This is a genomic window from Microbispora sp. NPDC046933, assembly GCF_040644635.1.
GTDB lineage: Bacteria > Actinomycetota > Actinomycetes > Streptosporangiales > Streptosporangiaceae > Microbispora.
This window is the reverse complement of the sequence record NZ_JBEYWW010000004.1, coordinates 262,552-286,097: the sequence shown is the minus strand read 5'-3', so window position 1 is coordinate 286,097 and position 23,546 is coordinate 262,552. Positions and strand designations below refer to the sequence as shown.

Sequence of the window (23,546 nt, the reverse complement as noted above, 5' to 3'; positions counted from 1 at the left end):
GCCTTGTGGACATTGACATGAGCGTCCTGCGCAGCCTGGAGCGGGAGAAGGACATCTCCTTCGACCTGGTCGTCAAGGCGATCGAGGACGCGTTGCTCATCGCGTACTTCCGCACGGAGGGCGCGGCGCAGAAGGCGCGGGCCGAGCTGGACCGCGACACGGGCCATGTGGTCATCTGGGCCGCCGAGCTGGACGAGAACGGCGAGGTCGTGCGGGAGTACGACGACACCCCGTCCAACTTCAGCCGGATCGCCGCCACCACGGCCAAGCAGGTGATCCTCCAGCAGCTGCGGGACGCCGAGGACGAGGTGAACTTCGGCGAGTTCGCGAGCCGCGAGGGCGAGCTGGTCGCGGGCGTCATCCAGCAGGGCAAGGACCCGCGGGTGGTGCTGGTCGACCTCGGCAAGATCGAGGCGATCCTGCCGCACAACGAGCAGGTCCCGGGCGAGGAGTACGGGCACGGCGAGCGCATCCGCTGCTACGTGGTGCAGGTGAAGAAGGGCCCCAAGGGGCCGTCGGTCACCCTCTCGCGCACCCACCCCAACCTGGTGAAGAAGCTCTTCGCGCTGGAGGTGCCGGAGATCGCCGACGGCACGGTGGAGATCGCTGCCATCGCCCGTGAGGCCGGCCACCGCACCAAGATCGCGGTGAGGTCGCGCAAGCCCGGCGTCAACGCCAAGGGCGCCTGCATCGGCCCGATGGGCTCACGCGTGCGCAACGTCATGACGGAGCTGCACGGCGAGAAGATCGACATCATCGACTGGTCGGAGGATCCGGCCGAGTTCGTCGGGAATGCGCTGTCGCCCGCGCGTGTTTCCCGTGTCGAGGTGGTCGACGCCGACAACCGCACCGCGCGTGTCATCGTGCCCGACTACCAGTTGTCCCTGGCGATCGGCAAGGAAGGGCAGAACGCCCGCCTCGCCAACCGCCTGACGGGATGGCGGATCGACATCCGGCCGGACACCGAGCAGGCACCTGCTGATCCCGCTGATGCGTCGGCGAGGTAAGCTGGAATATGGTTACCAGGCAGCCCCGCTGAGAACATGTGTGGGCTGCCGGGTTCGCACGGTAAAGTCCGAGTTGCTCCGCCTGGTCGTGGCCGAGGGCGTGATCGTCCCCGACACACGAGGACGGCTCCCGGGACGCGGTGCCTCGCTGCACCCGTCCCCGCGCTGTCTGGAGCTCGCCGAGCGTCGCCGGGCGTTCCCTCGCGCATTCCGCGCGGAGGGGCCGCTCGACACGTCGCTCCTGCGGGCTCACTTGGAGGGGTTGACGCCGGGGCGGTCCGGGTGAATGGTTACCGCTGGCCCTCGGTATCGGCTCCGGGAGCCAGGGCACGACGAAATTGTCATGTAGGACGCCGAGTTGATGGGCGGAGTCAGATTGCTATGAGCGCCTGATGAGCACGCGGCGATGAGTACGTTCAGGTAGCGACGGTCCGGCGGCACTGCGAGCCTCCCGGGCCGAGTTAGGGAGTGCAGTGGCGAAGGTCCGGGTATACGAGCTCGCCAAGGAGTTCGGGGTCGAGAGCAAGGTCGTCATGGCCAAGCTCACCGAAATGGGCGAGTTCGTGAGGTCGGCGTCCTCGACGATCGAGGCGCCGGTCGTCCGCAAACTGACCGAGGCGTTCAAGGGTGACGCCTCCAAGGGCGGGGGTAGGCCCGCCCGTCCGGCGCAGCCGAAGCCTGCGCCGAGGCCGGCTGAGAGCCAGGCCAACGGGGGCGCCCCGCAGGCGCCCGTTTCCCAGTCCACCGGCGCGGTGGCCAAGCCGGGCCCGAAGCCCGGCCCGCGGCCCGCTCCGCGTCCGGTTCCGATGCCTCACCCGCCGGTGTCCCAGCCGGACGCGGCGCGCCCCGAGGCCGCCCGTCCGCAGGCGCCTCGCCCGGAGGCCCCGCGTCCCGCGGCCGCCGGCCCGAGGCCGGGTGCCCCCGGCGCCGGTGCGCCCAAGCCGGGCCCCAGGCCGGCCCCGGCCCCGCGCCCGGGTGGCGCACCCGCCGGTCCCGGCGCGCCCACCGGTGGCGCTCCGCGCCCCGGCGCGCCCAAGCCGGGCCCGCGCGGCCCGCGTCCGGGCAACAACCCGTTCTCCTCGACCGCCAGTGGCATGGGCCAGCGCCCCGCGCGGCCCGGTGGCCGCGACGGCGGTCGTCCCGACCGCGGTGACCGTCCCGACCGTGGTGACGGCGGCCCGCGCGAGCCGCGCCGTGACGGCGCGCGCGACGGGGCCATCCCGCGTCCGCCGGGCGCGCGTTCCGGCGCTCCGGGCGCCGGTGGTCCGCGTCCCGGACCCGGTGCCGGTGGTCCGCGTCCCGGTCCGGGCATGGGCGGTCCGCGCCCGGGTCCCGGCGCCGGCGGCCCGCGTCCCGGCGGTCCGCGCCCGAACCCGATGATGATGCCGCAGGGCCGACCGGCCGCGCCGGGCGGCGGTGGCCCGCGTCCCGGCGGCGGCGGTCGTCCCGGCCCCGGCGGCGGTGGCCGTCCGGGTGGCGGTGGCGGTCGTCCCGGTGGGGGCTTCGGCGGTCCGCGTCCCGGCGCCACGGGTACCGGTCGCCCCGGTGGTCCCGGTGGCGGTCCGGGCGGTGGCGGCGGCGGCTTCGCCGGCCGTCCGGGTGGTGGCGGCGGCGGTGGCCGTGGCCGCGGTGGCGGCACGGCGGGCGCGTTCGGGCGTCCGGGCGGCCGTCCGACCCGCGGCCGCAAGTCCAAGCGCCAGAGGCGCCAGGAGTTCGACAACATGCAGGCCCCGGCGATCGGTGGCGTGCAGGTTCCGCGCGGCGGCGGCCAGACCATCCGCCTCCCGCGTGGCGCGTCCCTGTCGGACTTCGCCGACCGGATCGGCGCCAACCCCGCCTCGCTCGTGCAGATCATGCTGCACCTCGGCGAGATGGTGACGGCGACCCAGTCGGTCAACGAGGAGACGCTGCAGCTCCTCGGCGCCGAGCTGGACTACGACGTCCAGGTCGTCAGCCCGGAGGAGGAGGACCGCGAGCTCCTCGAGTCCTTCAAGATCGAGTTCGGTGAGGACGAGGGCGACGAGGCCGACCTCGCGCCGCGCCCGCCGGTCGTGACCGTCATGGGTCACGTCGACCACGGTAAGACGAAGCTGCTCGACGCGATCCGCCACACCAACGTGGTGGCCCGCGAGGCCGGCGGCATCACCCAGCACATCGGCGCCTACCAGGTGGCGACGACGCACGAGGGCGAGCAGCGGAAGATCACCTTCATCGACACCCCGGGTCACGAGGCGTTCACCGCCATGCGTGCCCGTGGCGCGCAGGCCACCGACATCGCGGTGCTGGTGGTCGCGGCCGACGACGGTGTGAAGCCGCAGACCATCGAGGCGCTGAACCACGCCCAGGCGGCGAACGTCCCTGTGGTGGTGGCGGTCAACAAGATCGACAAGGAGGGCGCGGACCCGACCAAGGTGCGGGCCCAGCTCACCGAGTACGGCCTGGTGGCCGAGGAGTTCGGTGGCTCCACCCTGTTCGTGGACATCTCCGCCAAGCAGGGCATCGGCATCGACAACCTGCTCGAGGCCATCCTGCTGACCGCGGACGCCGAGCTCGACCTGCGGGCCAACCCGGAGATGGACGCCCAGGGCCTCGCGATCGAGGCGCACCTCGACAAGGGCCGCGGCCCGGTGGCGACCGTGCTCGTGCAGCGCGGCACGCTGCGGGTGGGCGACTCGATCGTCTGTGGTGAGGCGTTCGGCCGCGTCCGCGCCATGCTGGACGACAACGGCGAGACGGTCGAGGAGGCCGACCCGTCGCGTCCGGTCCTGGTCCTCGGTCTTACGGCCGTCCCGCGCGCCGGTGACAACTTCATCGTCGTCACCGACGACCGCATGGCGCGCCAGATCGCCCAGCAGCGGGCGGCCAGGCAGCGGATCGCCGACATGGCGAGGTCCGGCCGCCGGCGCACCCTCGAGGAGCTGTTCAAGGACCTCGAGAAGGGCCAGGTCGACGAGCTCAAGCTCATTATCAAGGGTGACGTCTCCGGTTCCGTCGAGGCCCTGGAGGACGCGCTGCTCAAGATCGACGTCGGCGAGGAGGTGCGCCTGCGGGTGCTCCACCGCGCGGTCGGCGCCATCACCGAGCACGACGTCAACCTGGCGATGGGCGACGACAACGCCGTCATCATCGGCTTCAACGTGCGTCCCGAGGTGCGGGCGCGCGACCTGGCCGAGCGCGAGGGCGTGGACATCCGGTACTACTCGGTCATCTACCAGGCGATCGAGGAGATCGAGGCGGCCCTCAAGGGCATGCTCAAGCCGGAGTTCGAGGAGGTCAGGACCGGCACCGCCGAGATCCGCGAGGTCTTCAAGGTCCCGCGGATCGGCAACGTCGCCGGTTCGATCGTCCGCTCGGGCGTGATCACCCGCAACAGCAAGGCCCGGCTCATCCGCGACGGCGTCGTGGTGGCCGACAACCTCACCGTCTCGTCGCTGCGCCGCTTCAAGGACGACGCGACCGAGGTCCGCGAGGGCTTCGAGTGCGGTATCGGTATCGGCTACAGCGACATCAAGATCGAGGACGTCATCGAGACGTTCGAGATGCAGGAGAAGCCGCGCGTCTGACGCGCCGTCCCGCCGCCCCCGCCACGTGCGGGGGCGGCGGCCGGACGTCCGTGACGTGGTGACGACCCATGTTCATCGGTGCTCTTACTCTTGACATCCTGCTCGGTGACGTCCGCTCGCTGAAGCAGAAGCGCTCGGTGGTCCGGCCGATCATCGCCGAGATCCAGCGTAAGTATCCCGCCGTCGCCGTCGCCGAGGCGGGCCACCTCGACCTGCACCGGCGCGCCGAGATCGGCGTCGCCGTGATATCGGCGTCCGCGGCCAACTGCGACGAGGTGCTGGACGCCTGCGAACGCCTGGTCGCCTACCACCCCGAGATCGAGTTGCTGTCCGCGCGGCGGCGGCTCTTCAACGACCACGAGGAATAGACGGCCGGGGCCCGCGCGTCAGCCGTACAGATACGAGGGAGCGTGAGCATGGACGCAGCGCGTGCCAGGAAGCTGGCCGATCGCATCCAGCAGGTGGTCGCGGAGATGCTGGAGCGGCGGATCAAGGATCCGCGGCTGGGGTTCGTGACGGTGACCGACGCCAGGGTCACCCCTGACCTGAGCGACGCGACCGTCTACTACACGGTCTTCGGCTCCGAGGCGGAGCGGGCCGACACGGCCGCCGCCCTGGAGAGCGCGAAGGGCATCATCCGGTCGGAGGTCGGCCGGCAGACCGGCCTGCGGCACACCCCCGGCCTCACGTTCGTGCACGACCCGCTCCCCGACAGCGCCCGCCACATGGACGACCTGTTCGCGCTGGCCAGGGCCAAGGACGCGGAGATCGCCCGCCAGGCGGAGGGCGCGCAGTTCGCCGGGGACGCCGACCCCTACCGCTTCGAGGAGGACCTCGACGCCGAGGCGGCCGAGGAGGAGGGCGAGGACGAGCCCACCGGCCGGGCGGGGCACGCCGCCCGGTGACCGCGACCGAAAGCGCCCTCGGCGAGGCGGACTGGCGGCGCGCGACCGAGCTGATCCGCGCCGCCGACACGCTGGCACTCGCCTGTCACGTGTCCCCGGACGCGGACGCCCTCGGCTCGATGCTGGGCCTCGGGCTGGCGCTGGCCTCGGCGACGGCGCGTACGGGCAAGAAGGTCGTCGCGTCCTTCGGCGACCGGGTCTTCGCGGTGCCCCGGCTCCTGCGGTTCCTGCCCGGGCGGCACCTGCTGGTGGAGCCCTCGGCCTACCCCGCCGAGCCCGACCTGATGATCACTTTCGACGCCTCCACGATGGAGCGGCTGGGCCTGCTCGCGCCCCACGCGGGCAAGGCCGGCGAACTCATCGTGATCGACCACCACGTGTCGAACACCCGCTTCGGCACGGTCCACCTCGTGGACCCCGCGGCGGCCTCGACCACGACGGTCGTCGAGGAGCTCATCCATCGGCTCGGCCTCCCGATCGACCGGGAGATCGCCACCTGCCTGTACGCGGGGCTGGTGACCGACACCGGCTCCTTCCGGCACTCGATCACCTCTCCGGCGGCGCACGCCATGGCCGGCCGGTTGCTGGCCACGGGGCTGCGCCCGGAGGAGATCGCCAGGGAGCTGTGGGACCGCTCGCCGTTCGCGTACCTGCGGGTGCTCGGCACGGCGCTCGGGCGGGCCACTCTGGAGCCGGACGCCGCGGGCGGCCTCGGACTGGTGTGGACCTACGTGAGCCGCGCCGACCGCGCCGCGGAGGGCCTGCCGTACGACGAGGTGGAAGGCATGATCGACGTCGTGCGCCGGGTCGACGAGGCGGAGGTCGCGGTCGTGCTCAAGGAGGACGACGAGGGCGGCTGGAACGTCTCGACCCGGTCGAAGGGCGCGGTGGACGTGGCCCGGGCCTGCGCCGCGCTCGGCGGCGGCGGTCACCCGCGCGCCGCCGGGTTCTCCTCGGCGCTGTCCGTGGCGGACACGATGGCCGCCCTGCGCCCCCTCCTCGCCCCGGAAGGGAGCCCGTGATGAGCACGGCCAAAGCCAGAAGGACGCCGCCGCCGAGCGGTCTGATCATCGTGGACAAGCCGGCCGACTGGACGTCGCACGACGTCGTCGGCAAGATGCGCGGCATCGCGGGCACCCGCAAGGTCGGCCACGCGGGCACGCTCGACCCGATGGCCACCGGCGTGCTGGTGATCGGTGTGGAGAAGGCGACCCGCCTCCTCGGGCACCTCGCGCTGACCGAGAAGGTCTACGAGGCGACGATCCGCCTCGGCGTGACGACGAACACCGACGACGCCGAGGGTGAGGTGGTCGCCGTCACCCCGGCCGGGCACGTGACCGACGAGCAGGTGCACAAGGGCGTCGGTGCGCTCACCGGCGAGATCATGCAGGTGCCGCCACAGGTGAGTGCCATCAAGGTCGACGGGCAGCGGGCCTACAAGCGGGCCCGCGCCGGCGAGGAGGTGGCGCTGGCCGCCCGGCCGGTCACGATCCACGCGTTCGAGGTGGGGGAGATCCGGCGGACCCCGGAGACGGTGGACCTGGACGCCGTGATCACCTGCTCCAGCGGCACCTACATCCGGGCGCTGGCCCGGGATCTCGGCGCGTCGCTCGGCGTCGGTGGCCATCTCACCCGGCTGCGCCGCACCCGGGTCGGGCCGTACGGCATCGAGGCGGCGCGCACGATCGAGGACCTCGCCCGCGAGTGCGTGATCATGCCCATGGCCGAGGCGGTGGCGGCGGCCTTCCCCCGCAGGGACGTGGGCGAGGACGAGGCGCGGCTGGTCGCGCACGGCGGGCGGCTGCGCGCGGCGGGCCTCGGGCCGGGCCCGATCGGCGTCTTCGGGCCTGACGGCACGCTGCTCGCGCTCGCCGAGGAGCGCGGCGGGACGGCCCGGCCTCTGGTGGTCTTCGTCTCCTGACCCCGGGGCTGGTTCCCCGGCACCCCCCGGGGCATGGCAGGCTTGTCTACTGCGCGCTTCCCAGGCGAGGCGACTCAGCCGCCGCACCGCAGGTGCGGCAACTGAACACGGAATCGAGGTCGAGGTGCAGAGCTGGCACGGGCTGGACGAGGTCCCGCAGGACTGGGGCAGGTCCGTCGTCACGATCGGCGTGTTCGACGGCGTGCATCTCGGTCACCAGCGCATGGTGGCCCGCGCGGTGGACATGGCCCGCGAACTGGGGCTGCCCGCCGTGGCGGTCACCTTCGACCCGCACCCCGACGAGGTCGTACGGCCCGGCAGCCACCCGCCGCGGCTCACCACCACCGACCGCAGGGTCGAGTTGCTCTGCGCGCTGGGCGTGGACGCGGTGTGCGTGCTGCCGTTCACGCTGGAGTTCTCCCGGATGTCGCCGGACGAGTTCGTCCAGACGGCTCTGGTCGACCGGCTGCACGCGGCGGGGGTCGTGGTGGGGGAGAACTTCCGCTTCGGCCACAAGGCGTCAGGCGACCTGGAGACGCTGCGGACGCTGGGGGAGAAGTACGACTTCCAAGCCGAGGGCGTGCCCCTGGTCAGCGACGGCGACGCCATCTCCTCCACGTTGGTCCGGGAGCGGCTGGCCGCCGGCGACGTCGCGGGCGCGGCCGTCCTGCTGGGCCGCGCCCACCGGGTGGAGGGCGTGGTGGTCCGCGGCCACCAGCGCGGCCGGGCGCTCGGCTTCCCCACCGCCAACGTCGAGTCGCCGCAGCACACCGCCATCCCCGCCGAGGGCGTCTACGCGGGATGGCTGCAGTGCACCCAGAGCCCCTCGCCGTACGAGGGGGAGCGCTGGCCGGCCGCGATCTCGATCGGGACCAACCCCACGTTCGACGGGGTGGAGCGCACGGTCGAGGCGTACGCGCTGGACCGCGACGACCTGGACCTGTACGGTGCGCACGTGGCCGTGGACTTCGGCGAGCGGCTGCGCGACACGCTCAGGTTCGACTCGATCGAGGCGTTGATCGAGCAGATGCACGACGACGTGGCCCGGGCCCGCGAGTTCACCTCCTGAACCTGCCGCTCCTGAACCTGCTCCGTGGCGCGTCGTGACAGGGTGTGTCCGCGAGCTGGTAGGGTTGTATGTCAGCCATGCTCAGGTGGCGTGAGCCACCCGGCTGTCCTGTCACGGCGACTGTAGGCACGCACGGTCGTTCGCGGGCTCGGAACCGTTGCGCGTGCCATTTCACCAGAACGGAGAAGCAGTGTCGCTTGACGCCGCTACCACCAAGTCCATCATCGGCGAGTACGGCACCAGCGAGGGTGACACCGGGTCGCCGGAGGTCCAGATCGCGCTTCTGAGCAAGCGGATCAGCGACCTCACCGAGCACCTGAAGACCCACAAGCACGACCACCACAGCCGCCGTGGTCTGCTCCTGCTGGTGGGCCGCCGGCGCCGGCTGCTGAAGTACCTGCAGGCCAAGGACATCACCCGCTACCGCTCCCTCATTGAGCGGCTGGGCCTTCGCCGATAAGGTGAGGAAGGAGCGGCGATTCTTCGCCGCTCCTTTTCCATAACCGGCCACAATGGAACCGGCCCAACGGGCTGAGCGAAACAACCGAACAGCCCGAGACAACTGAATAGCCGAGACACAGTGCCCCGCGTCCGCAAGCAAGCCGCAGCGCGATCCCGCGGCGTGAGAGGGCCGGTCCTCGGTAGTGGCCCCCGGTCGGCACGGCGACAGCCGTGCGGACGGACCGGGCGCTTCGATCGAAGACCGGCACTGCACCTGAACGGGGAGCCCGGCGACCGAGGACGCGGGGAGACCGACCCGAAGAGGAGGTCCCCCGTGGAGGGTGTCCACAGCACAGAGGCCGTTATCGACAACGGTCCCTTCGGCACGCGCACGATCAGGTTCGAGACCGGGCGGCTGGCCCGGCAGGCGGCGGGCAGCGCCGTCGCGTACCTGGACGACGAGACGATGATCCTGTCCGCGACCACCGCGTCCAAGCATCCCAAGGAGAGCCTGGACTTCTTCCCGCTGACGGTCGACGTCGAGGAGCGGATGTACGCGGCCGGCCGCATCCCCGGCTCGTTCTTCCGCCGGGAGGGCAGGCCGTCCGAGGACGCGATCCTCACCTGCCGCCTCATCGACCGGCCGCTGCGCCCGTCGTTCGTGAAGGGCCTGCGCAACGAGATCCAGATCGTCGCGACGGTCATGGCCCTGCACCCCGAGCACCTGTACGACGTGATCGCGATCAACGCCGCGAGCATGTCCACGCAGCTCGCCGGGCTGCCGTTCTCCGGCCCGATCGGCGGCGTGCGCGTCGCGCTGATCGACGGCCAGTGGGTGGCGTTCCCGACCCACACCGAGCTGGAGCGCGCCACGTTCGACATGGTCGTCGCCGGGCGCGTCCTGGCCGACGGCGACGTCGCGATCATGATGGTCGAGGCCGAGTCGACCCGCGACACGCTCAAGCTGGTCGCCGAGGGCGCGGTCGCCCCGACCGAGGAGGCCGTGGCCCAGGGCCTGGAGGCCGCCAAGCCGTTCATCAAGGTGCTCTGCGAGGCCCAGTCGAAGCTGGCCGAGGTCGCCGCGAAGCCGACCGCCGAGTATCCGATCTTCCTCGACTACCAGGACGACGCCCTGGAGGCCGTGACCGCCGCCGTCAAGAGCGAGCTCGCCTCGGCGCTGACGATCGCGGGCAAGCAGGAGCGCGAGCTGGAGATCGAGCGCGTCAAGATGCTGGCGGCGGAGAAGCTGCTGCCCGACTTCGAGGGCCGTGAGAAGGAGATCGGCGCCGCGTTCCGGTCGCTCACCAAGAAGCTGATGCGCGAGCGCGTCATCAACGAGGGCGTCCGCATCGACGGCCGTGGCCCGAAGGACATCCGGCAGCTCAACGCCGAGGTCCACGTGGTGCCGCGGGTGCACGGGTCGGCCCTGTTCGAGCGGGGCGAGACGCAGATCCTCGGCATCACGACGCTGAACATGCTGCGCATGGAGCAGATGATCGACACGCTCAATCCCGAGCGGACCAAGCGCTACATGCACAACTACAACTTCCCGCCGTACTCCACGGGCGAGACGGGCCGCGTCGGTTCGCCGAAGCGCCGCGAGATCGGCCACGGCGCGCTCGCCGAGCGGGCGCTGATCCCCGTGCTGCCGTCGCGCGAGGAGTTCCCGTACGCCATCCGCCAGGTGTCGGAGGCGCTCGGGTCGAACGGCTCGACCTCGATGGGGTCGGTCTGCGCCTCCACGATGGCCCTGCTCGACGCGGGCGTCCCGCTCAAGGAGATGGTCGCCGGCATCGCGATGGGCCTCATCGGCGAGGGTGACACCTACGTCACGCTGACCGACATCCTCGGCGCCGAGGACGCCATGGGCGACATGGACTTCAAGGTCGCCGGCACCAAGGACCTGATCACCGCGCTCCAGCTCGACACCAAGCTCGACGGCATTCCGGCCCACGTGCTCGCCGCCGCGCTGAAGCAGGCGAGGGGCGCCCGGCTGGCGATCCTCGACGTGATGCAGGAGGCCATCGACGCCCCGGCGGAGATGAACCCGACCGCGCCGCGCATCATCACGATCAAGGTCCCGGTCGACAAGATCGGCGAGGTCATCGGCCCCAAGGGCAAGATGATCAACCAGATCCAGGACGACACGGGCGCCGAGATCACCATCGAGGACGACGGCACGATCTACATCGGCGCCACCGACGGCCCGTCCGCCGAGGCCGCCCGTACGCTGATCAACGGCATCGCGAACCCGCACATGCCGGAGGTCGGCGAGCGTTACCTGGGCACGGTCGTCAAGATCGCCGCCTTCGGCGCGTTCGTCTCGCTGCTGCCGGGCAAGGACGGCCTGCTGCACGTCTCGCAGATCCGCAAGCTGCACGGCGGCCGGCGGATCGAGAACGTCGAGGACGTGATGAACGTCGGCGAGAAGATCCAGGTGGAGATCGCCGAGATCGACTCGCGTGGCAAGCTCTCGCTGGTCCCGGTCGAGGTGGTCGAGAAGGAGGCCGCCGAGAAGGCCGCGGCCGCGGAGAACGACGCCGAAGCCGCTCCGGCCGCCGAGGCCGCCGCCGCTCCGGCGGAGGAGGAGCAGCCGCGAACTCCGCGCCGCAGCCGCAGCCGCACCCGCGGCGGACGGGACGAGCGCAACTCGTGACCACCGAGACACTGTTCCCGGGCAAGGACGGCGCGGGGGTCATCCGCCGCACCGTCCTCCCGGGCGGCCTGCGGGTCGTGACCGAGACGATGCCGACCGTGCGCAGTGTGGCGGTCGGCCTGTGGGTGGGCATCGGTTCACGCGACGAGGCCCCCGAGCACATGGGGGCCACCCACTTCCTGGAGCACCTGCTCTTCAAGGGCACGCCCACGCGCGACGCCATGGAGATCTCCGCGTCCATCGAGGGCATCGGCGGTGAGATCAACGCGTTCACCGCCAAGGAGTACACCTGCTACTACGCCCGGGTGCTCGACGAGGACCTGCCGCTGGCGATCGACGTGCTCGCCGACGTGGTGACCTCATCGCTGATCACCGAGGAGGACGTGGAGTCGGAGCGCGGCGTGATCCTGGAGGAGATCGCCATGCACGACGACGATCCCTCCGACGTGGTGCACGAGCAGTTCTCCGCCGAGCTGTACGGCGACACGCCGATCGGCCGCCCGATCCTCGGCAACGAGGAGTCGATCAACGCCCTCACCCGTGATCGCATCCACGAGTACTACCAGCGGTTCTACGTCCCGCCGCGCACGGTCGTGTCGGTGGCGGGCAACGTGGACCACGAGCGGGTGGTCGCGCTGGTGGCGGCGGCGTACGAGCGGGCGGGCGCGCTGGGCGGCTCCGCCGCGCCCGCGCCCCCGCGCATCGGCGGCCCCGGCGTGGACGTGCGGACCGGCGTCCGGGTGCTCGACCGGCCCACCGAGCAGGCCAACCTGGTCCTCGGTATGACCGCCGTCCACCGCAACGACGACCGGCGCTTCGCCCTCGGCGTCCTGAACGCGGCGCTCGGCGGCGGTATGTCGTCGCGCCTGTTCCAGGAGATCCGGGAGAAGCGCGGTCTGGCCTACAGCGCCTACAGCTACACCTCGCAGTACGCCGACACCGGCCAGTTCGGCATCTACGTGGGCTGCCTGCCCTCGAAGACGGACGACGTGCTGAAGATCTGCCGCGACGAGGTCGCCAGGGTCGTCGCGGAGGGTCTCACCCCCGACGAGATCGGCCGCGGCAAGGGCCAGATGCGCGGCGGGCTGGTGCTCGGGCTGGAGGACACCGGCTCGCGCATGTCCAGGATCGGCAAGAGCGAGCTCGTGTACGAGCGGCTCATGACGGTCGACGAGGTGCTCGGGCGGATCGAGGCGGTCACCCCCGAGGAGATCGCCGCGGTCGCCGAGGACATCCTCAACCGGCCGCTGACCCTCGCCGTGATCGGTCCCTACTCCGACAAGGACTTCGGCTTCGCCATCGCCTGAGCATGCCCGTGGAGGCCGCGCCGGTGCTCTTCCCGCACCGTGCGCGGCCTCTTCGTCTTTTCCTTACGGCTCTCGCCGGGGGCGCCCCTCCCGCCGTAGCCGGGCCGGCGTGGTCGCGCCCGCTCCTCGCCGCACCTCCCTCCGCCGTCACGGCTGCCCGGGGCTATAGCCTTGGCGCGTGATTAAGGTCGGTGTTCTGGGCGCCCGCGGGCGCGTGGGTGTGGAAGTGTGCAAGGCCGTCGCGGCGGCCGATGACCTGGAGCTCGTGGCGGAGGTCGACAAGGACGACCCGCTCGACGCGCTCACCGGCGCCGAGGTCGTGGTGGACTTCACCCACCCCGACATCGTCATGGGCAACCTCGAGTGGTGCGTCTCCCACGGTATCCACACGGTCGTGGGCACGACCGGTTTCGACGCCGGACGGCTGGAGACCGTGCGGGGCTGGCTGGCCGCCAACCCCGGCACGAACTCGCTCATCGCCCCCAACTTCGGCATCGCGGCCGTGCTCATGATGCACTTCGCCGCGCAGGCGGCCAGGCACTTCGAGTCGGTCGAGATCGTCGAGCTGCACCACCCGCACAAGGCCGACGCCCCCTCCGGCACCGCTCGCCGTACGGCGGAACTGGTGGCGCGGGCGCGGCGTGAGGCGGGTCTCGGCCCCTCTCCCGACGCGACCACCACCGCGCTCGACGGCGCGAGGGGCGCCGACGTCGACGGCGTCCGCGTGCACGCCGTGCGGCTCGCCGGGCTGATCGCCCACCAGGAGGTCATCCTGGGCGGCGAGGGGGAGATCCTCACGATCCGGCACGACACGATGAGCCGGGCGTCGTTCACGCCGGGCGTCCTGCTGGGCGTGCGCCGCGTGCGGGAGCTCGACGGCCTCACCGTGGGCCTGGAGCGCCTCCTCGACCTGTAGCGGCTCGACCTGTAGTGGCTCGACCTGTAGTGGCTCGACCTGTAGTGGTCGCGCCGCCCGGCTCAGGACCTGCTCAGGGTGATGAACGGGCCGCCGCCCTCGGGCGGGTAGTAGCGCTCCACCTCGGTGAAGCCGTGGGACTCGGCGAAGCGCAGGCCGTCGGTGTTGGACGCCAGCACCACGGTCTCGACCACGCTCGCGCCCAGTGCGCGGGCGTGGGCCGCCGACCGCGCGTACATCTCCTCGCCGTAGCCCCGCCGCCGGTGGGCGGGGAGCACGCGCACGATCACGGTCGCGACGGGCGAGCCGTCCCTGGGCGGGCGCACGGTCGAGCAGCCGATCAGCTCGCCGTCCGCGTAGGCCACCTCGAGATGGTTGCGCCCGGCACGCTCACGTATCTCGTCGAGAGTCAGCGGGTCGTCAGGGATGATCACGTTGTGGGCGTGCCGCCAGTCCTCGAGGGTGGCCTCGGTCACCGGTTCGATCCGCAGGCGGGACATGGGAGCCATGCAAACGGCATCCGGCATCTCACGGCAAGCGATTTTCGCATCTCGGGCCAGACCTTTGGAGGCCGCGCCGGTGCCCTTTCCGCACCGCCGCGGCCCCTTTACGGCTCTCGCCGGGAGTGGGGCCTCCCGCCGCACGGGGATTCGGCCGGGTCGGCCCGCTCCTCGCCGTCCCGCCTCCCCGCGCGCGCCTCCCACGGCATCCACACGGTCGTGGGCACGACCGGTTTCGACGCCGGACGGCTGGAGATCGTGCCACAACGCGGGACATGACTGGGGACATTGGGCGTTTTCAGCGGTATCTGCGCAGTTCGCGCGGCAAGAGGCGGCTCAGGGAGTGCCTACCGTCCACTCGGGGCGGCAAACGTCATCCACAGGGTTCAGGTCCATCTCCAGAACGGTTTTCGGTGGTCCGAAGCGGTTCGAGGCCGCTTCCGGCATGCGGCATGGTTGTCCCCCGGACCGCCGCCCGGCGGCCCGTGCCGAACGACGACCCCCCAGGAGAAAGGCATGGCTACCATGGCCGACATGGACTTCGAGGAGCGCGTCACGGGGCTCGAGATGGACGTGCAGTCCATCAAGATCCTCATCGGTGCCGTCGACAACAAGGTTGAGCGAGCGCGCCTGGACATCCAGCAGGCGCAGGGCGCCAACGTCCGCCTGTTCCAGGCGGTGCGCGACGACATGACAGATTTCCGCGGGAGCGTGGACGCGCGCTTCGCCGAGATGAACGCCAGGTTCGACATCGTGGATGACCGGTTCACCGCGATGGAGGACCGCTTCATCGGCGTCGAGGCCCGGCTCGACGGCGTCGACCGCCGTCTCGATGGCGTCGAGGCCCGGCTCGATGGCGTTGAGGCCCGGCTCGATGGCGTTGAGGCCCGGCTCGATGGCGTCGACCGCCGGCTCGACGGCCTGGACCTGCGGATGGGCCGGGTCGAGGCCCGGCTTGACGGCATCGACCGGCGACTGGACGGCATGGACGCCCGGTTCGACGCGGTGGACGAGCGACTCGACAAGATGGATGCGCGGTTCGACGAGGTGATCGCGCTCATCAAGGACCGGCTCGTCGGCCAGGGCTGACCGCCCGGGTGGTGACGCGCTGCCGGAAGAGGACCTCCGCGATGCGGCCCAGGCGCCGGTACGGCGTGCCGCGTCCGGAGGTCTCCGGCCGAAGCCGGCGGTCACAGCCGTTTGGCGGGCGGGGTGTAGCGCATCCTGATCTTGATGTTGCCGTCGCCGTGACGTGCCACTTCCTTCAGGCCGAGTCGCCGGTAGAGGGCGTGAGCGCGGCGGTTCACCGTCAGGACGTCCAGGAGCAGGTCCTGACCTCGCCGGCGGGCCTCGTCCAGCAGCGCGGTGATGAGACGGGTGCCGATGCCGCGTCCCTGATAGGCCGGGTCGATCTCGATGCGGCCGAGGTAGATCTCGGTGGGATGGTAGTCGACACTGAGCATGCCGACGTCGACGCCGTCGGCGGTGACGATCCGCGTGTTGCCGGGGTCGAACACGCGGGCATGATGGTCTCGCTGGTCCTGCTCGTCCCATCCCCAGATCGCCGCGACGTACTCGCCCAGGGCGGCCTCGTGCAGCCGGAAGCAGAACTCGCTGTCGGCCTGCGTCGCAGGCCGCAACCCTATGACGGTCATACGGCCTCCTTGCCGGATCGTCCGACGAGCTTGCCGCCGGTGAACCTCGCCCCGGCGACCAGGCCCGCCGTCAGCGCCAGCGCGTCCAGGCCGGCGAACACCGGCAACACGGTACCCGCGACCTGGCTGGTCGACCAGCCAGGCCACCAGCTCGCGATCCGACGCCTCATGCTCTTTCCGCGTCACCGCGGCGTTCTCCAAAGTCCGACGCTTCGGATGCCTGGATGGCCTCGGCGTCGATCAAGCGGCCGCAACGGTGATCTTGGTAAGCCGCTCCGAGATCTGCCAGACGCGCTCGGCGTCGTCCGTGCTGCGCAGCCGGGAGTACATCCGTTGTTCGGCGGGTGGGCCGCTGAGGTTGCCGAGGCCGCTGGGTCCGTAGAGGGTGCCGGGTTTGGCGCCGGGGTCGGTCGCGGCCATGAGCGCGGGCAGTATCGCGGTCTCGACGGTGCCGAAGAGAATGCCGCGGGCCGAGAGCGCGCGGATCAGGCGGACGCCGCTGGTGTCTTCGTTGCGGCCCAGCTCGGGGCGGGCGGCGAGGAGGCTGGTGGGGGCTACTCCGGGGTGGGAGAGGTTGCTGGTGATGCCCCATCCGTAGGCCTTGCTGCGTCGGTCCAGTTCGAGACCGAAGAGCCCGAATGCGATCTTGGACTGCTGGTAGGCGCGCGTGGCGTTGTAGCCGCGTTCCCAGTTCAGGTCGTCCCAGTTGATGCCGCCGCGGTTCGCGGCGATGCTGATCTGCGACGTGACGCGGGCGTGGCCGGCGCGCAGCAGCGGGAGGATGCGGCTCACGAGGGCGAAGTGGCCGAGGTGGTTGGTGCCGAATTGGAGTTCGAAGCCGTCCGCTGTGGTCTGCCGGCTCGGCGGGGTCATCACGCCGGCGTTGTTGATCAGAATGTGGATAGGCCGGCCCTCCTCGCGGAGAGCGTCTCCGAGGGCCTCGATCGACTTGAGCGACGACAGGTCGAGACTGCGCAGCGAGACCTTCGCGTTCGGGAGGCTCTGGCGGATCCGGGCGATCGCGTTCTCGCCCTTGCGGCGGTTGCGGACGGGCATGAGGATGTCCGCGCCGGCCGCGGCGAGTCGCGCGGCCATTCCCAGTCCCATTCCGTCGCTGGCGCCGGTGATGAGCACGCGCTTTCCGGATAGGTCCGGAATGGTGATGTCGATTGCTTGACGCGGCATTGCTCCGCTCCTTGTGTTGTCGTCTCGGATCCACGGTTCCGGACGCCACGTGGAGGTTCCAGGGACTGGCGATCCACGGATGCGGACTCATCCGCTCCTCTGATCGGAGAGGGGGATCAACGGTCCGTGGTTGCCGTCACGCGGGGACGGTAGAAACGGAGCAGCACCGCGAGTGGAGGGAATGCATGATCGATCGCGCTGGGCTGGCGGAGTTCCTCCGAAGCCGTCGGAAGGTGCTGCAACCCGAGGACGTCGGCCTCCCGCGCGGTCCCCGTCGCAGGACAACCGGGCTACGGCGCGAGGAAGTCGCGACGCTGTGCCACATGTCGACCGACTACTACTCCCGCCTGGAGCGAGAACGCGGACCGCGGCCGTCGAGCCAGATGCTCGCCTCGATCGCCCAGGGCCTGCACCTCTCGCTCGACGAGCGAGACCATCTGTTCCGCCTCGCGGGACACAACCCGCCCGCCCGCGGCGGAGTCAGCGAGCACATCAGCCCCGGTCTGCTGCGCATTCTCGACCGCCTGAACGACACCCCCGCGGAGATCGTCACCGAGCTCGGCGAGACCCTGCGGCAGACCCCGATGGGCGTCGCGCTCACCGGCGACACGACCCGGTACACCGGACCTGCCCGCAGCACGGGGTACCGGTGGTTCACCGATCCAGCCGCCCGGCAGCTCTACGCGCCCGAAGAACATCCGTTCCTCACACGGATGTACGCCTCGGGGCTGCGCGAGATCGTCACCCTCCGCGGCCCCGCCTCCCGAGCCGCACACCTCGCTGAGTTGCTCCTCGCCCGCAGCGAGGAGTTCCGGCGAGCGTGGGACGCCCACGAGATCGGGATACGCCCCCACAAGGTCAAGCACTTCATCCACCCCGAAGTCGGAGCCCTGGAGCTGACGTGCCAGAGACTGGTCGACCCCGACCAGGCCCACTCGCTGCTCGTCTACACCGCCATTCCTGGCAGCGAGAGCCACGGCAAGCTGCACCTGCTGTCCGTCATCGGCACACAGACCCTTCGCTGAAGCAGTCGCGTCCCGATCCCGGCGGGCAATTCGCTACGGCCCGAGGCCGACATCCCGCGTGATCGCCGGTTGGCCGCCGGGGGATAATCGCCGGCATGCGGTTCGGAATCCTCGGCGAGACCCGGGCGTGGCGCGACGACGGCACCGAGGTTCCGCTGGGCGGCCCGGCGCGGCGCGCGCTGCTGGCGCTGCTGCTGATCCGCCCAGGTCGGGTCGTGCCGTCCGACCGGCTGACCGAGGAGGTCGACCCGGACGGCGCGCTGTCGGCGCACGCGCTGCAGTCCCAGGTGTCCCGGCTGCGCACCGCGCTGGGGCCGGCGGCCGCGATCGAGCGGAGCGGGGCGGGATACCGGATCGTGGTCGCGGACGACGACGTGGACGCCCGCCGGTTCGAGCGGCTGGCCGGGCAGGGCCGGGTGGCGTTGCGCGACGGCGAGGCGGAACGAGCGGTGACGCTGCTGCGCGAGGCGCTGGACCTGTGGCGCGGGCCCGCGCTGGCCGAGCTCACCGAGAGCGAGACGGCACGGGCCGCCGCGATGCGGCTGGAGGAGCTGCGGCTGGCGGCCCTGGAAGACCGGATCGAGGGCGAACTGCGGCTCGGCGAGCATCGCGCCGCCATCGCGGAGCTGCGTGAGCTGATCGGCCGGCACCCCCTCAGGGAACGGCCGGCCGGGTTGCTGATGCGTGCGCTGTCCGCCGAGGGCGGGCAGGCCGAGGCGCTGGTCGTGTTCGAGGAGACCAGGCGGCGCCTGGCGGAGGAACTGGGCGCCGACCCCTCGGCCGAGCTGGTCGCGCTGCACCGGGAGTTGCTGAGCGTCGATCCCTCGCCGGCGCCGGCCGCGCCGCCCGCCCAGCTGACCTCCTTCGTCGGCCGCGACGAGGAGGTGGCCGAGGTCACCGGCCTGCTGCGGGTGGCCCGGCTGGTCACGTTGCTCGGCCCCGGCGGCGTCGGCAAGACCCGGCTGTCGGTCGAGGTCGCAGCGGTGGCGGCCGACGAGGTGTGCTTCGCGGAGCTGGCCGCGCTGCGCGACGGCGCCGGGCTGCCGCGGGCGGTGCTCGGCGCGCTCGGCCTGCGCGAGCGCGGGCTGCAGGTGGGGAACGGCTCGCAGACGCCGGTCGACCGCCTGATCGCGGCGCTGTCCCACCGGGTGCTCCTGCTCGTACTGGACAACTGCGAGCACGTGGTCGAGGAAGCGGCCGCGCTGGCGGCACGGCTGCTGGCGGCCTGTCCGCGGCTGCGGGTCCTGGCCACCAGCCGCGAACCGCTGGGTGTCATCGGCGAACACCTCCACCAGGTGCGTCCGCTCGACGGCGACGCCGCGGTGCGGCTGTTCACCGACCGGGCGCGCGCCGTGCGACGCGGTTTCGCCGCCGACCCTCAGCGCGTACGGCGGATCTGCGCGGCCCTGGACGACCTGCCGCTGGCCATCGAACTCGCCGCGGCCCGGCTGCGCGCGCTGGACCTCGGCGAACTCGAGGGACGGCTGAACGACCGGCTCGCGATCACGTCCCGAGGCAGCCGTCCGGCCGACGGCCGGCACCGGACACTGCGATCGGTGGTCGCGTGGAGCTGGGACATGCTCACCGAACCCGAGCAACGGGCCGCGCGGCGGTTCACCGTCTTCGCCGCAGGCGCGACGGCGGAGTCGGCGCGGCAGGTGTGCGGCGCGGACGCCGACACGCTGGAATCGCTGGTCGACAAGTCACTCCTGGAGGTCTCCCGCGGCCGTTACCGGATGCTGGAGACGATCCGCGCCTACGGCGCCGAGCGGCTCGGCGAAGCGGGCGACCGCGAACCCGCGCTGCGCGCCCATGCCCGGCATGTCCTGGAGCTGGTGCGGACCGCCGATCCGCATCTGCGGAGAGCCGAACAACTGGAATGGCTGCCGATCCTCGTCGCCGAGCACGAGAACCTGCTGGCGGCGGTGCGCTGGGCGGTCAAGGCTCCGGACGTCGTGACGGCCCTGGAACTGCTCGCCTCGGCCTCGGCGTACCTGTGGATCCGCGGCGCGTCCGCCGCGGTCGCGCCGTACGCGACCAGGCTGCTCGGCACGCTCGGCGACACGCCCCCGGACGGCCTCGGCGAGGAGTACGCGACGTGCGTGCTGCTGGCCGCGTCCGACCGCGAGACCTGGCGACGTCACCGGGCGAGGGCGGAGAAGGCACTGGCCGCCGCCTGGCCCGGCGACCGGGCCGGCCGCTACCCGGCGGCTCTGCTGCTGTGGATGCTGCGGAACGCCGGCGAAAGCGACGCGCAGGGCGCGTTCGCGCTCCTGACGGCTCAGCACGACAGCCCTGAGCCGTGGGCACGAGCGCTCGCCCGATACGTGTCGGGCTTCGGAGCTTTGGGTGAGAGGGACGTCGCACCGGCGGTGCGGGACTTCGGCATGGCCGCCGAGGAGTTTCGCGTCCTCGGTGACCGATGGGGCACCGCACTGGCTCTGGACATGCTCGCCGGGCTGGCCGGTGGACGCGGCGACCACGCGCGGGCGATCGCGCTGACCGATGAGGCCCTCACCCTGACCGGCCGGCTCGGCGCCCAGGAGGACGCCGCCGACCTGCTGGTCAACCGCGGCGACTACCTCGCCGCCGCCGACGATCCGGAGGCCGCCCACGCCGACTACGCCGAGGCCGCCGATCTGGCCCGCCGCGCCGGCAGCACCACCGGCCTGGCGGCGGCCCTGCGCGGCCTCGGCGACGTCGCCCTGCGGAACGGCGACCTGGACGAGGCGGAACGGCTCTACGCCGATGCCCTGGAGCGGATCGACCCGCACTGGATCAGAAGCCTCGGCAACCAGGTGCGCATCCTCGTCGGCCTCGGTCGCGTCGCCGAAGCGCGCGGCGACCACGACACGGCCCGGATTCGCTACCGCGAGGGCGCCGAGAACGCGGCCGTGCTGGGCCCCTCGGCTTCGGATGCGCTGCGCCTGCTGGGGCTTCCCACGGCGGTCGCCGAGGCGGTGAGCCGGCGGTGAGCCTCCGGTGAGCCCTCACCGGCAGGCTCGCTGCCATGGACAACCCGACGAACACCGCGACGAACACCGCGACGAACACCGCGACGAACACCGCGACGAACAACCGGACCGTGCTGATCTCCGGCGCCTCCGTCGCCGGCCCCGCCCTCGCCTTCTGGCTCCACCGCCACGGCTTCATCCCCACCATCGTGGAGCGCGCCCCCGCGTTGCGCGACGGCGGCTACGCCGTCGACTTCCGGGGTGAGGCGCACCTGTCGATCCTGCACCGGATGGGCATCCTGGACGACGTCGAACGCGCCCGCACCGGCATGGGCTCCATGTCGTACGTCAACAGCGCCGGCAAGCCGCTGGCCAGGATGCCCGCCGACCTGTTCGCCGGAGACGTCGAAATCCTCCGCGGCGACCTGGCCCGCATCCTCTACGACGCCACCAAGGAGCACACCGAGTATGTCTTCGGAGACTCGATCACCTCACTCGCCGAGGACGCCCACGGGGTGACCGTCACCTTCGAACGCGGCGCGCCGCGCCGGTTCGACCTGGTCGTGGGCGCCGACGGCCTGCATTCCGTCACCCGCCGCCTGGCCTTCGGACCCGAGGAGGACTACGTCAGGCACCTGGGTCTCTACTGCGCGATCTTCACCACCGCCAACCACCTCGGCCTCGACCACACCGGCCACGCCTACCGCACCGCGAACAAGCTGGTGGTGATGTACAGCGCGCGTCACAACACCGAGGCCAAGGCCGTCTTCTACTTCGGCTCACCGGTCCTGGACCTGGACCGCCGCGACGTGGCCCGGCAGCAGGCGGTCCTCGTCGAGCGCTTCACCGGCAACGGCTGGCAGAGCGACCGGCTGCTGCGGGACATGCGCGTCGCGCCGGACTTCTACTTCGACTCGGTCGGCCAGGTCCGCATGGACTCCTGGACCCGGGGGCGGGTGGCGCTGGTCGGCGACGCGGCCTACTGCCCGTCCTCCCTGTCCGGCATGGGGACCGGCCTCGCCCTGGTCGGCGCGTACGTCCTGGCGGGCGAACTGGCCGCCGCGCACGGCGACCACCGCGTCGCGTTCGCCGCCTACGAGCGGGAGATGCGCGAGTACGCGGAGGGCTGCCAGAAGATGGGCGACGGCGTGGCCAAGCTCATGGTCCCCGGCAGCCGCTTCCTCGCCTCGGTCCTCAACCGCTACTACAAGGTCATGCCCTACCTCCCCGGCAAGAACATGGCCACCAAGATCGCCAGGAAGGCCGCCGAGAACATCACCCTCCGCGACTACGCCGAAGTCAGCGCAGCTCGACGGTGACACCCGCCGCGAACTCCATGTCGCCGGTGTACTCGTCGACCAGCAGCCATCGCAGGGGCAGCTCCTGATCCCGGGTCCACAGGTGTTCCATTCGGACTCCCAGAGGCGGACGCCGGTCAGAACAGAGCGAGGCCGAGGGTGAACAGGGCGCCGAAGACCAGTTGCAGGCGGCCGGTCTGCTGGAGCGTCGCGATGAGCGCGGGACCGGTCGCCCCCGAGCGGACCGTCCTGATCGGGGTCACCACGAGGGGAAGCGCCAGCACGGTCAGCGCGGCGAAGGGCCGCACCGGCACCAGGGCGAGCGCGAACACGAAGGGCAGCACCAGGGTCGCCGAGTACGCCAGGCGCGTGCGGGCGTCACCCAGCACCACGGCCAGCGTGCGCTTGCCTGAGGGGCCGTCGGTCACGATGTCGCGGAGGTTGTTGACCATGAGGAGCGCGCAGGCGAGCAGCCCCACGGGCACGGCCGCGGCCAGCGAGAGCCAGGTCAGCCGCTCCACCTGGACGTACGTCGTCCCGGCGACGGCCACGAGGCCGAAGAACACGAAGACCGAGATCTCCCCGAGCGCGCGGTAGCCGTACGGCCGGGAGCCTCCGGTGTAGAACCAGGCGGCCAGGATGGAGGCGAGGCCGACGAGCAGCAGCCACCAGGCGCGGGTGGCCACCACCAGGACGAGACCGGCGACCGCGGCGGCGAGGAAGCAGCCGAGAGCGGCGGCGAGCACCTGCTTCGGGGCCGCGACGCCGGAGCCGACCAGCCGCAGGGGCCCCACCCGGTCCTTGTCCGTGCCCTTCACGCCGTCGCTGTAGTCGTTGGCGTAGTTGACCCCGACCTGCAGCGCCAGCGCGACGAACAGCGCGAGCAGGGCTCGCCACCAGACCGCGCCGTCCTCCGCGACGGCGGCTCCGGTGCCGACGGCGACCGGGACGACGGCGGCGGGCAGCGTACGGGGGCGTGCGCCCGCTAACCATTGAGCTGGGGTGGCCACGTGACTCCCTTTTCCTACCTGTGCGTAGCCGGTTGAGGCCTACCTAGTCTGGCCAATCCCCTGTCATCCCATGACAGCGGGGTTGGCGGAGGCGACGCCGCCGGGGGCGGAATGCCATACGACGGGCAGGAGGG

Annotated in this window: 21 protein-coding genes; 16 read left to right on the top strand and 5 right to left on the bottom strand. The window is 71.6% G+C overall.

Annotated elements, in window-relative coordinates:
• Positions 1 to 17: 17 nt before the first annotated feature.
• From nusA to dapB, 12 genes are all read left to right on the top strand, one after another.
• On the top strand, positions 18 to 1,007 hold the full coding sequence (gene nusA / locus ABZ857_RS07650; protein ID WP_357039121.1) for a transcription termination factor NusA: 990 nt from the start codon (positions 18 to 20) through the stop codon (positions 1,005 to 1,007).
• The gene (locus ABZ857_RS07645; RefSeq protein WP_357039118.1) at positions 991 to 1,293 is read left to right on the top strand and encodes a YlxR family protein; all 303 of its coding nucleotides are present in this window, start codon (positions 991 to 993) and stop codon (positions 1,291 to 1,293) included. Before nusA ends, ABZ857_RS07645 begins: the two co-directional genes overlap by 17 nt.
• 187 nt (positions 1,294 to 1,480) lie before the next feature.
• Complete coding sequence (gene infB, locus ABZ857_RS07640; RefSeq protein ID WP_357039115.1) at positions 1,481 to 4,570, top strand: translation initiation factor IF-2; 3,090 nt, start codon at positions 1,481 to 1,483, stop codon at positions 4,568 to 4,570.
• Between the two features lie 68 nt (positions 4,571 to 4,638).
• On the top strand, positions 4,639 to 4,938 hold the full coding sequence (locus ABZ857_RS07635) for a DUF503 domain-containing protein (RefSeq protein WP_139576060.1): 300 nt from the start codon (positions 4,639 to 4,641) through the stop codon (positions 4,936 to 4,938).
• Between the two features lie 48 nt (positions 4,939 to 4,986).
• Positions 4,987 to 5,475, top strand: coding sequence for a 30S ribosome-binding factor RbfA (gene rbfA, locus ABZ857_RS07630; protein WP_357039112.1), 489 nt, complete (start codon positions 4,987 to 4,989; stop codon positions 5,473 to 5,475).
• Positions 5,472 to 6,497, top strand: coding sequence for a bifunctional oligoribonuclease/PAP phosphatase NrnA (locus ABZ857_RS07625; RefSeq protein ID WP_357039109.1), 1,026 nt, complete (start codon positions 5,472 to 5,474; stop codon positions 6,495 to 6,497). The genes rbfA and ABZ857_RS07625 overlap by 4 nt, the downstream gene beginning before the upstream one ends.
• Complete coding sequence (truB, locus tag ABZ857_RS07620) at positions 6,497 to 7,396, top strand: tRNA pseudouridine(55) synthase TruB (RefSeq protein WP_357039106.1); 900 nt, start codon at positions 6,497 to 6,499, stop codon at positions 7,394 to 7,396. Before ABZ857_RS07625 ends, truB begins: the two co-directional genes overlap by 1 nt.
• Positions 7,397 to 7,520: 124 nt before the next feature.
• A complete protein-coding gene (locus tag ABZ857_RS07615; RefSeq protein ID WP_357039103.1) occupies positions 7,521 to 8,465 on the top strand; it encodes a bifunctional riboflavin kinase/FAD synthetase in 945 nt (314 codons plus the stop codon).
• A 190-nt stretch (positions 8,466 to 8,655) separates the two neighbouring features.
• Positions 8,656 to 8,925 carry a 30S ribosomal protein S15 gene (gene rpsO, locus ABZ857_RS07610; RefSeq protein ID WP_030510715.1) on the top strand — a complete coding sequence of 90 codons (270 nt, stop codon included), beginning with the start codon at positions 8,656 to 8,658 and terminating at the stop codon, positions 8,923 to 8,925.
• A 315-nt stretch (positions 8,926 to 9,240) separates the two neighbouring features.
• The gene (locus tag ABZ857_RS07605) at positions 9,241 to 11,562 is read left to right on the top strand and encodes a polyribonucleotide nucleotidyltransferase (protein WP_357039100.1); all 2,322 of its coding nucleotides are present in this window, start codon (positions 9,241 to 9,243) and stop codon (positions 11,560 to 11,562) included.
• A complete protein-coding gene (locus tag ABZ857_RS07600; protein WP_357039097.1) occupies positions 11,559 to 12,869 on the top strand; it encodes a pitrilysin family protein in 1,311 nt (436 codons plus the stop codon). Before ABZ857_RS07605 ends, ABZ857_RS07600 begins: the two co-directional genes overlap by 4 nt.
• Before the next feature lie 178 nt (positions 12,870 to 13,047).
• Positions 13,048 to 13,785, top strand: a complete 738-nt coding sequence (dapB, locus tag ABZ857_RS07595) for a 4-hydroxy-tetrahydrodipicolinate reductase (RefSeq protein ID WP_357039094.1) — start codon at positions 13,048 to 13,050, stop codon at positions 13,783 to 13,785.
• A 62-nt stretch (positions 13,786 to 13,847) separates the two neighbouring features.
• Here the strand turns inward: dapB and ABZ857_RS07590 are convergent, their stop codons facing one another.
• The gene (locus ABZ857_RS07590) at positions 13,848 to 14,285 is read right to left on the bottom strand and encodes a GNAT family N-acetyltransferase (protein WP_357039091.1); all 438 of its coding nucleotides are present in this window, start codon (positions 14,283 to 14,285) and stop codon (positions 13,848 to 13,850) included.
• Positions 14,286 to 14,819: 534 nt separating this feature from the next.
• Here ABZ857_RS07590 and ABZ857_RS07585 point away from each other — a divergent pair.
• Complete coding sequence (locus ABZ857_RS07585) at positions 14,820 to 15,374, top strand: hypothetical protein (RefSeq protein ID WP_357039088.1); 555 nt, start codon at positions 14,820 to 14,822, stop codon at positions 15,372 to 15,374.
• Between the two features lie 101 nt (positions 15,375 to 15,475).
• On the opposite strand, the gene ABZ857_RS07580 is transcribed toward ABZ857_RS07585, so the two are convergent.
• From ABZ857_RS07580 to ABZ857_RS07570, 3 genes are all read right to left on the bottom strand, one after another.
• Positions 15,476 to 15,940, bottom strand: a complete 465-nt coding sequence (locus tag ABZ857_RS07580; RefSeq protein WP_357039085.1) for a GNAT family N-acetyltransferase — start codon at positions 15,938 to 15,940, stop codon at positions 15,476 to 15,478.
• Positions 15,937 to 16,110, bottom strand: coding sequence for a hypothetical protein (locus ABZ857_RS07575; RefSeq protein ID WP_357039082.1), 174 nt, complete (start codon positions 16,108 to 16,110; stop codon positions 15,937 to 15,939). The genes ABZ857_RS07580 and ABZ857_RS07575 overlap by 4 nt, the downstream gene beginning before the upstream one ends.
• Before the next feature lie 70 nt (positions 16,111 to 16,180).
• Positions 16,181 to 17,125, bottom strand: a complete 945-nt coding sequence (locus tag ABZ857_RS07570; RefSeq protein ID WP_357039079.1) for an SDR family oxidoreductase — start codon at positions 17,123 to 17,125, stop codon at positions 16,181 to 16,183.
• Between the two features lie 185 nt (positions 17,126 to 17,310).
• Between ABZ857_RS07570 and ABZ857_RS07565 the strand changes: the two genes are divergently transcribed.
• The 3 genes from ABZ857_RS07565 (at position 17,311) to ABZ857_RS07555 (ending at position 22,423) form a co-directional block, all read left to right on the top strand.
• Positions 17,311 to 18,150 carry a helix-turn-helix transcriptional regulator gene (locus tag ABZ857_RS07565; RefSeq protein ID WP_357039076.1) on the top strand — a complete coding sequence of 280 codons (840 nt, stop codon included), beginning with the start codon at positions 17,311 to 17,313 and terminating at the stop codon, positions 18,148 to 18,150.
• 95 nt (positions 18,151 to 18,245) lie between these two features.
• On the top strand, positions 18,246 to 21,125 hold the full coding sequence (locus tag ABZ857_RS07560; protein ID WP_357039072.1) for a BTAD domain-containing putative transcriptional regulator: 2,880 nt from the start codon (positions 18,246 to 18,248) through the stop codon (positions 21,123 to 21,125).
• 35 nt (positions 21,126 to 21,160) lie between these two features.
• The gene (locus ABZ857_RS07555) at positions 21,161 to 22,423 is read left to right on the top strand and encodes an FAD-dependent monooxygenase (RefSeq protein ID WP_357039069.1); all 1,263 of its coding nucleotides are present in this window, start codon (positions 21,161 to 21,163) and stop codon (positions 22,421 to 22,423) included.
• Positions 22,424 to 22,539: 116 nt separating this feature from the next.
• Here the strand turns inward: ABZ857_RS07555 and ABZ857_RS07550 are convergent, their stop codons facing one another.
• Complete coding sequence (locus ABZ857_RS07550) at positions 22,540 to 23,412, bottom strand: 1,4-dihydroxy-2-naphthoate polyprenyltransferase (RefSeq protein WP_357039067.1); 873 nt, start codon at positions 23,410 to 23,412, stop codon at positions 22,540 to 22,542.
• Positions 23,413 to 23,546: the final 134 nt, after the last annotated feature.

Coding starts and splice junctions, on each gene's coding strand:
- ABZ857_RS07590 (WP_357039091.1), bottom strand. CDS start 14,285: ATGTCCCGCCTGCGGATCGAACCGGTGACCGAGGCCACCCTCGAGGAC.
- nusA (WP_357039121.1), top strand. CDS start 18: ATGAGCGTCCTGCGCAGCCTGGAGCGGGAGAAGGACATCTCCTTCGAC.
- ABZ857_RS07565 (WP_357039076.1), top strand. CDS start 17,311: ATGATCGATCGCGCTGGGCTGGCGGAGTTCCTCCGAAGCCGTCGGAAG.
- rbfA (WP_357039112.1), top strand. CDS start 4,987: ATGGACGCAGCGCGTGCCAGGAAGCTGGCCGATCGCATCCAGCAGGTG.
- ABZ857_RS07555 (WP_357039069.1), top strand. CDS start 21,161: ATGGACAACCCGACGAACACCGCGACGAACACCGCGACGAACACCGCG.
- ABZ857_RS07645 (WP_357039118.1), top strand. CDS start 991: ATGCGTCGGCGAGGTAAGCTGGAATATGGTTACCAGGCAGCCCCGCTG.
- ABZ857_RS07635 (WP_139576060.1), top strand. CDS start 4,639: ATGTTCATCGGTGCTCTTACTCTTGACATCCTGCTCGGTGACGTCCGC.
- ABZ857_RS07575 (WP_357039082.1), bottom strand. CDS start 16,110: ATGAGGCGTCGGATCGCGAGCTGGTGGCCTGGCTGGTCGACCAGCCAG.
- truB (WP_357039106.1), top strand. CDS start 6,497: ATGAGCACGGCCAAAGCCAGAAGGACGCCGCCGCCGAGCGGTCTGATC.
- ABZ857_RS07585 (WP_357039088.1), top strand. CDS start 14,820: ATGGACTTCGAGGAGCGCGTCACGGGGCTCGAGATGGACGTGCAGTCC.
- ABZ857_RS07570 (WP_357039079.1), bottom strand. CDS start 17,125: ATGCCGCGTCAAGCAATCGACATCACCATTCCGGACCTATCCGGAAAG.
- ABZ857_RS07580 (WP_357039085.1), bottom strand. CDS start 15,940: ATGACCGTCATAGGGTTGCGGCCTGCGACGCAGGCCGACAGCGAGTTC.
- ABZ857_RS07560 (WP_357039072.1), top strand. CDS start 18,246: ATGCGGTTCGGAATCCTCGGCGAGACCCGGGCGTGGCGCGACGACGGC.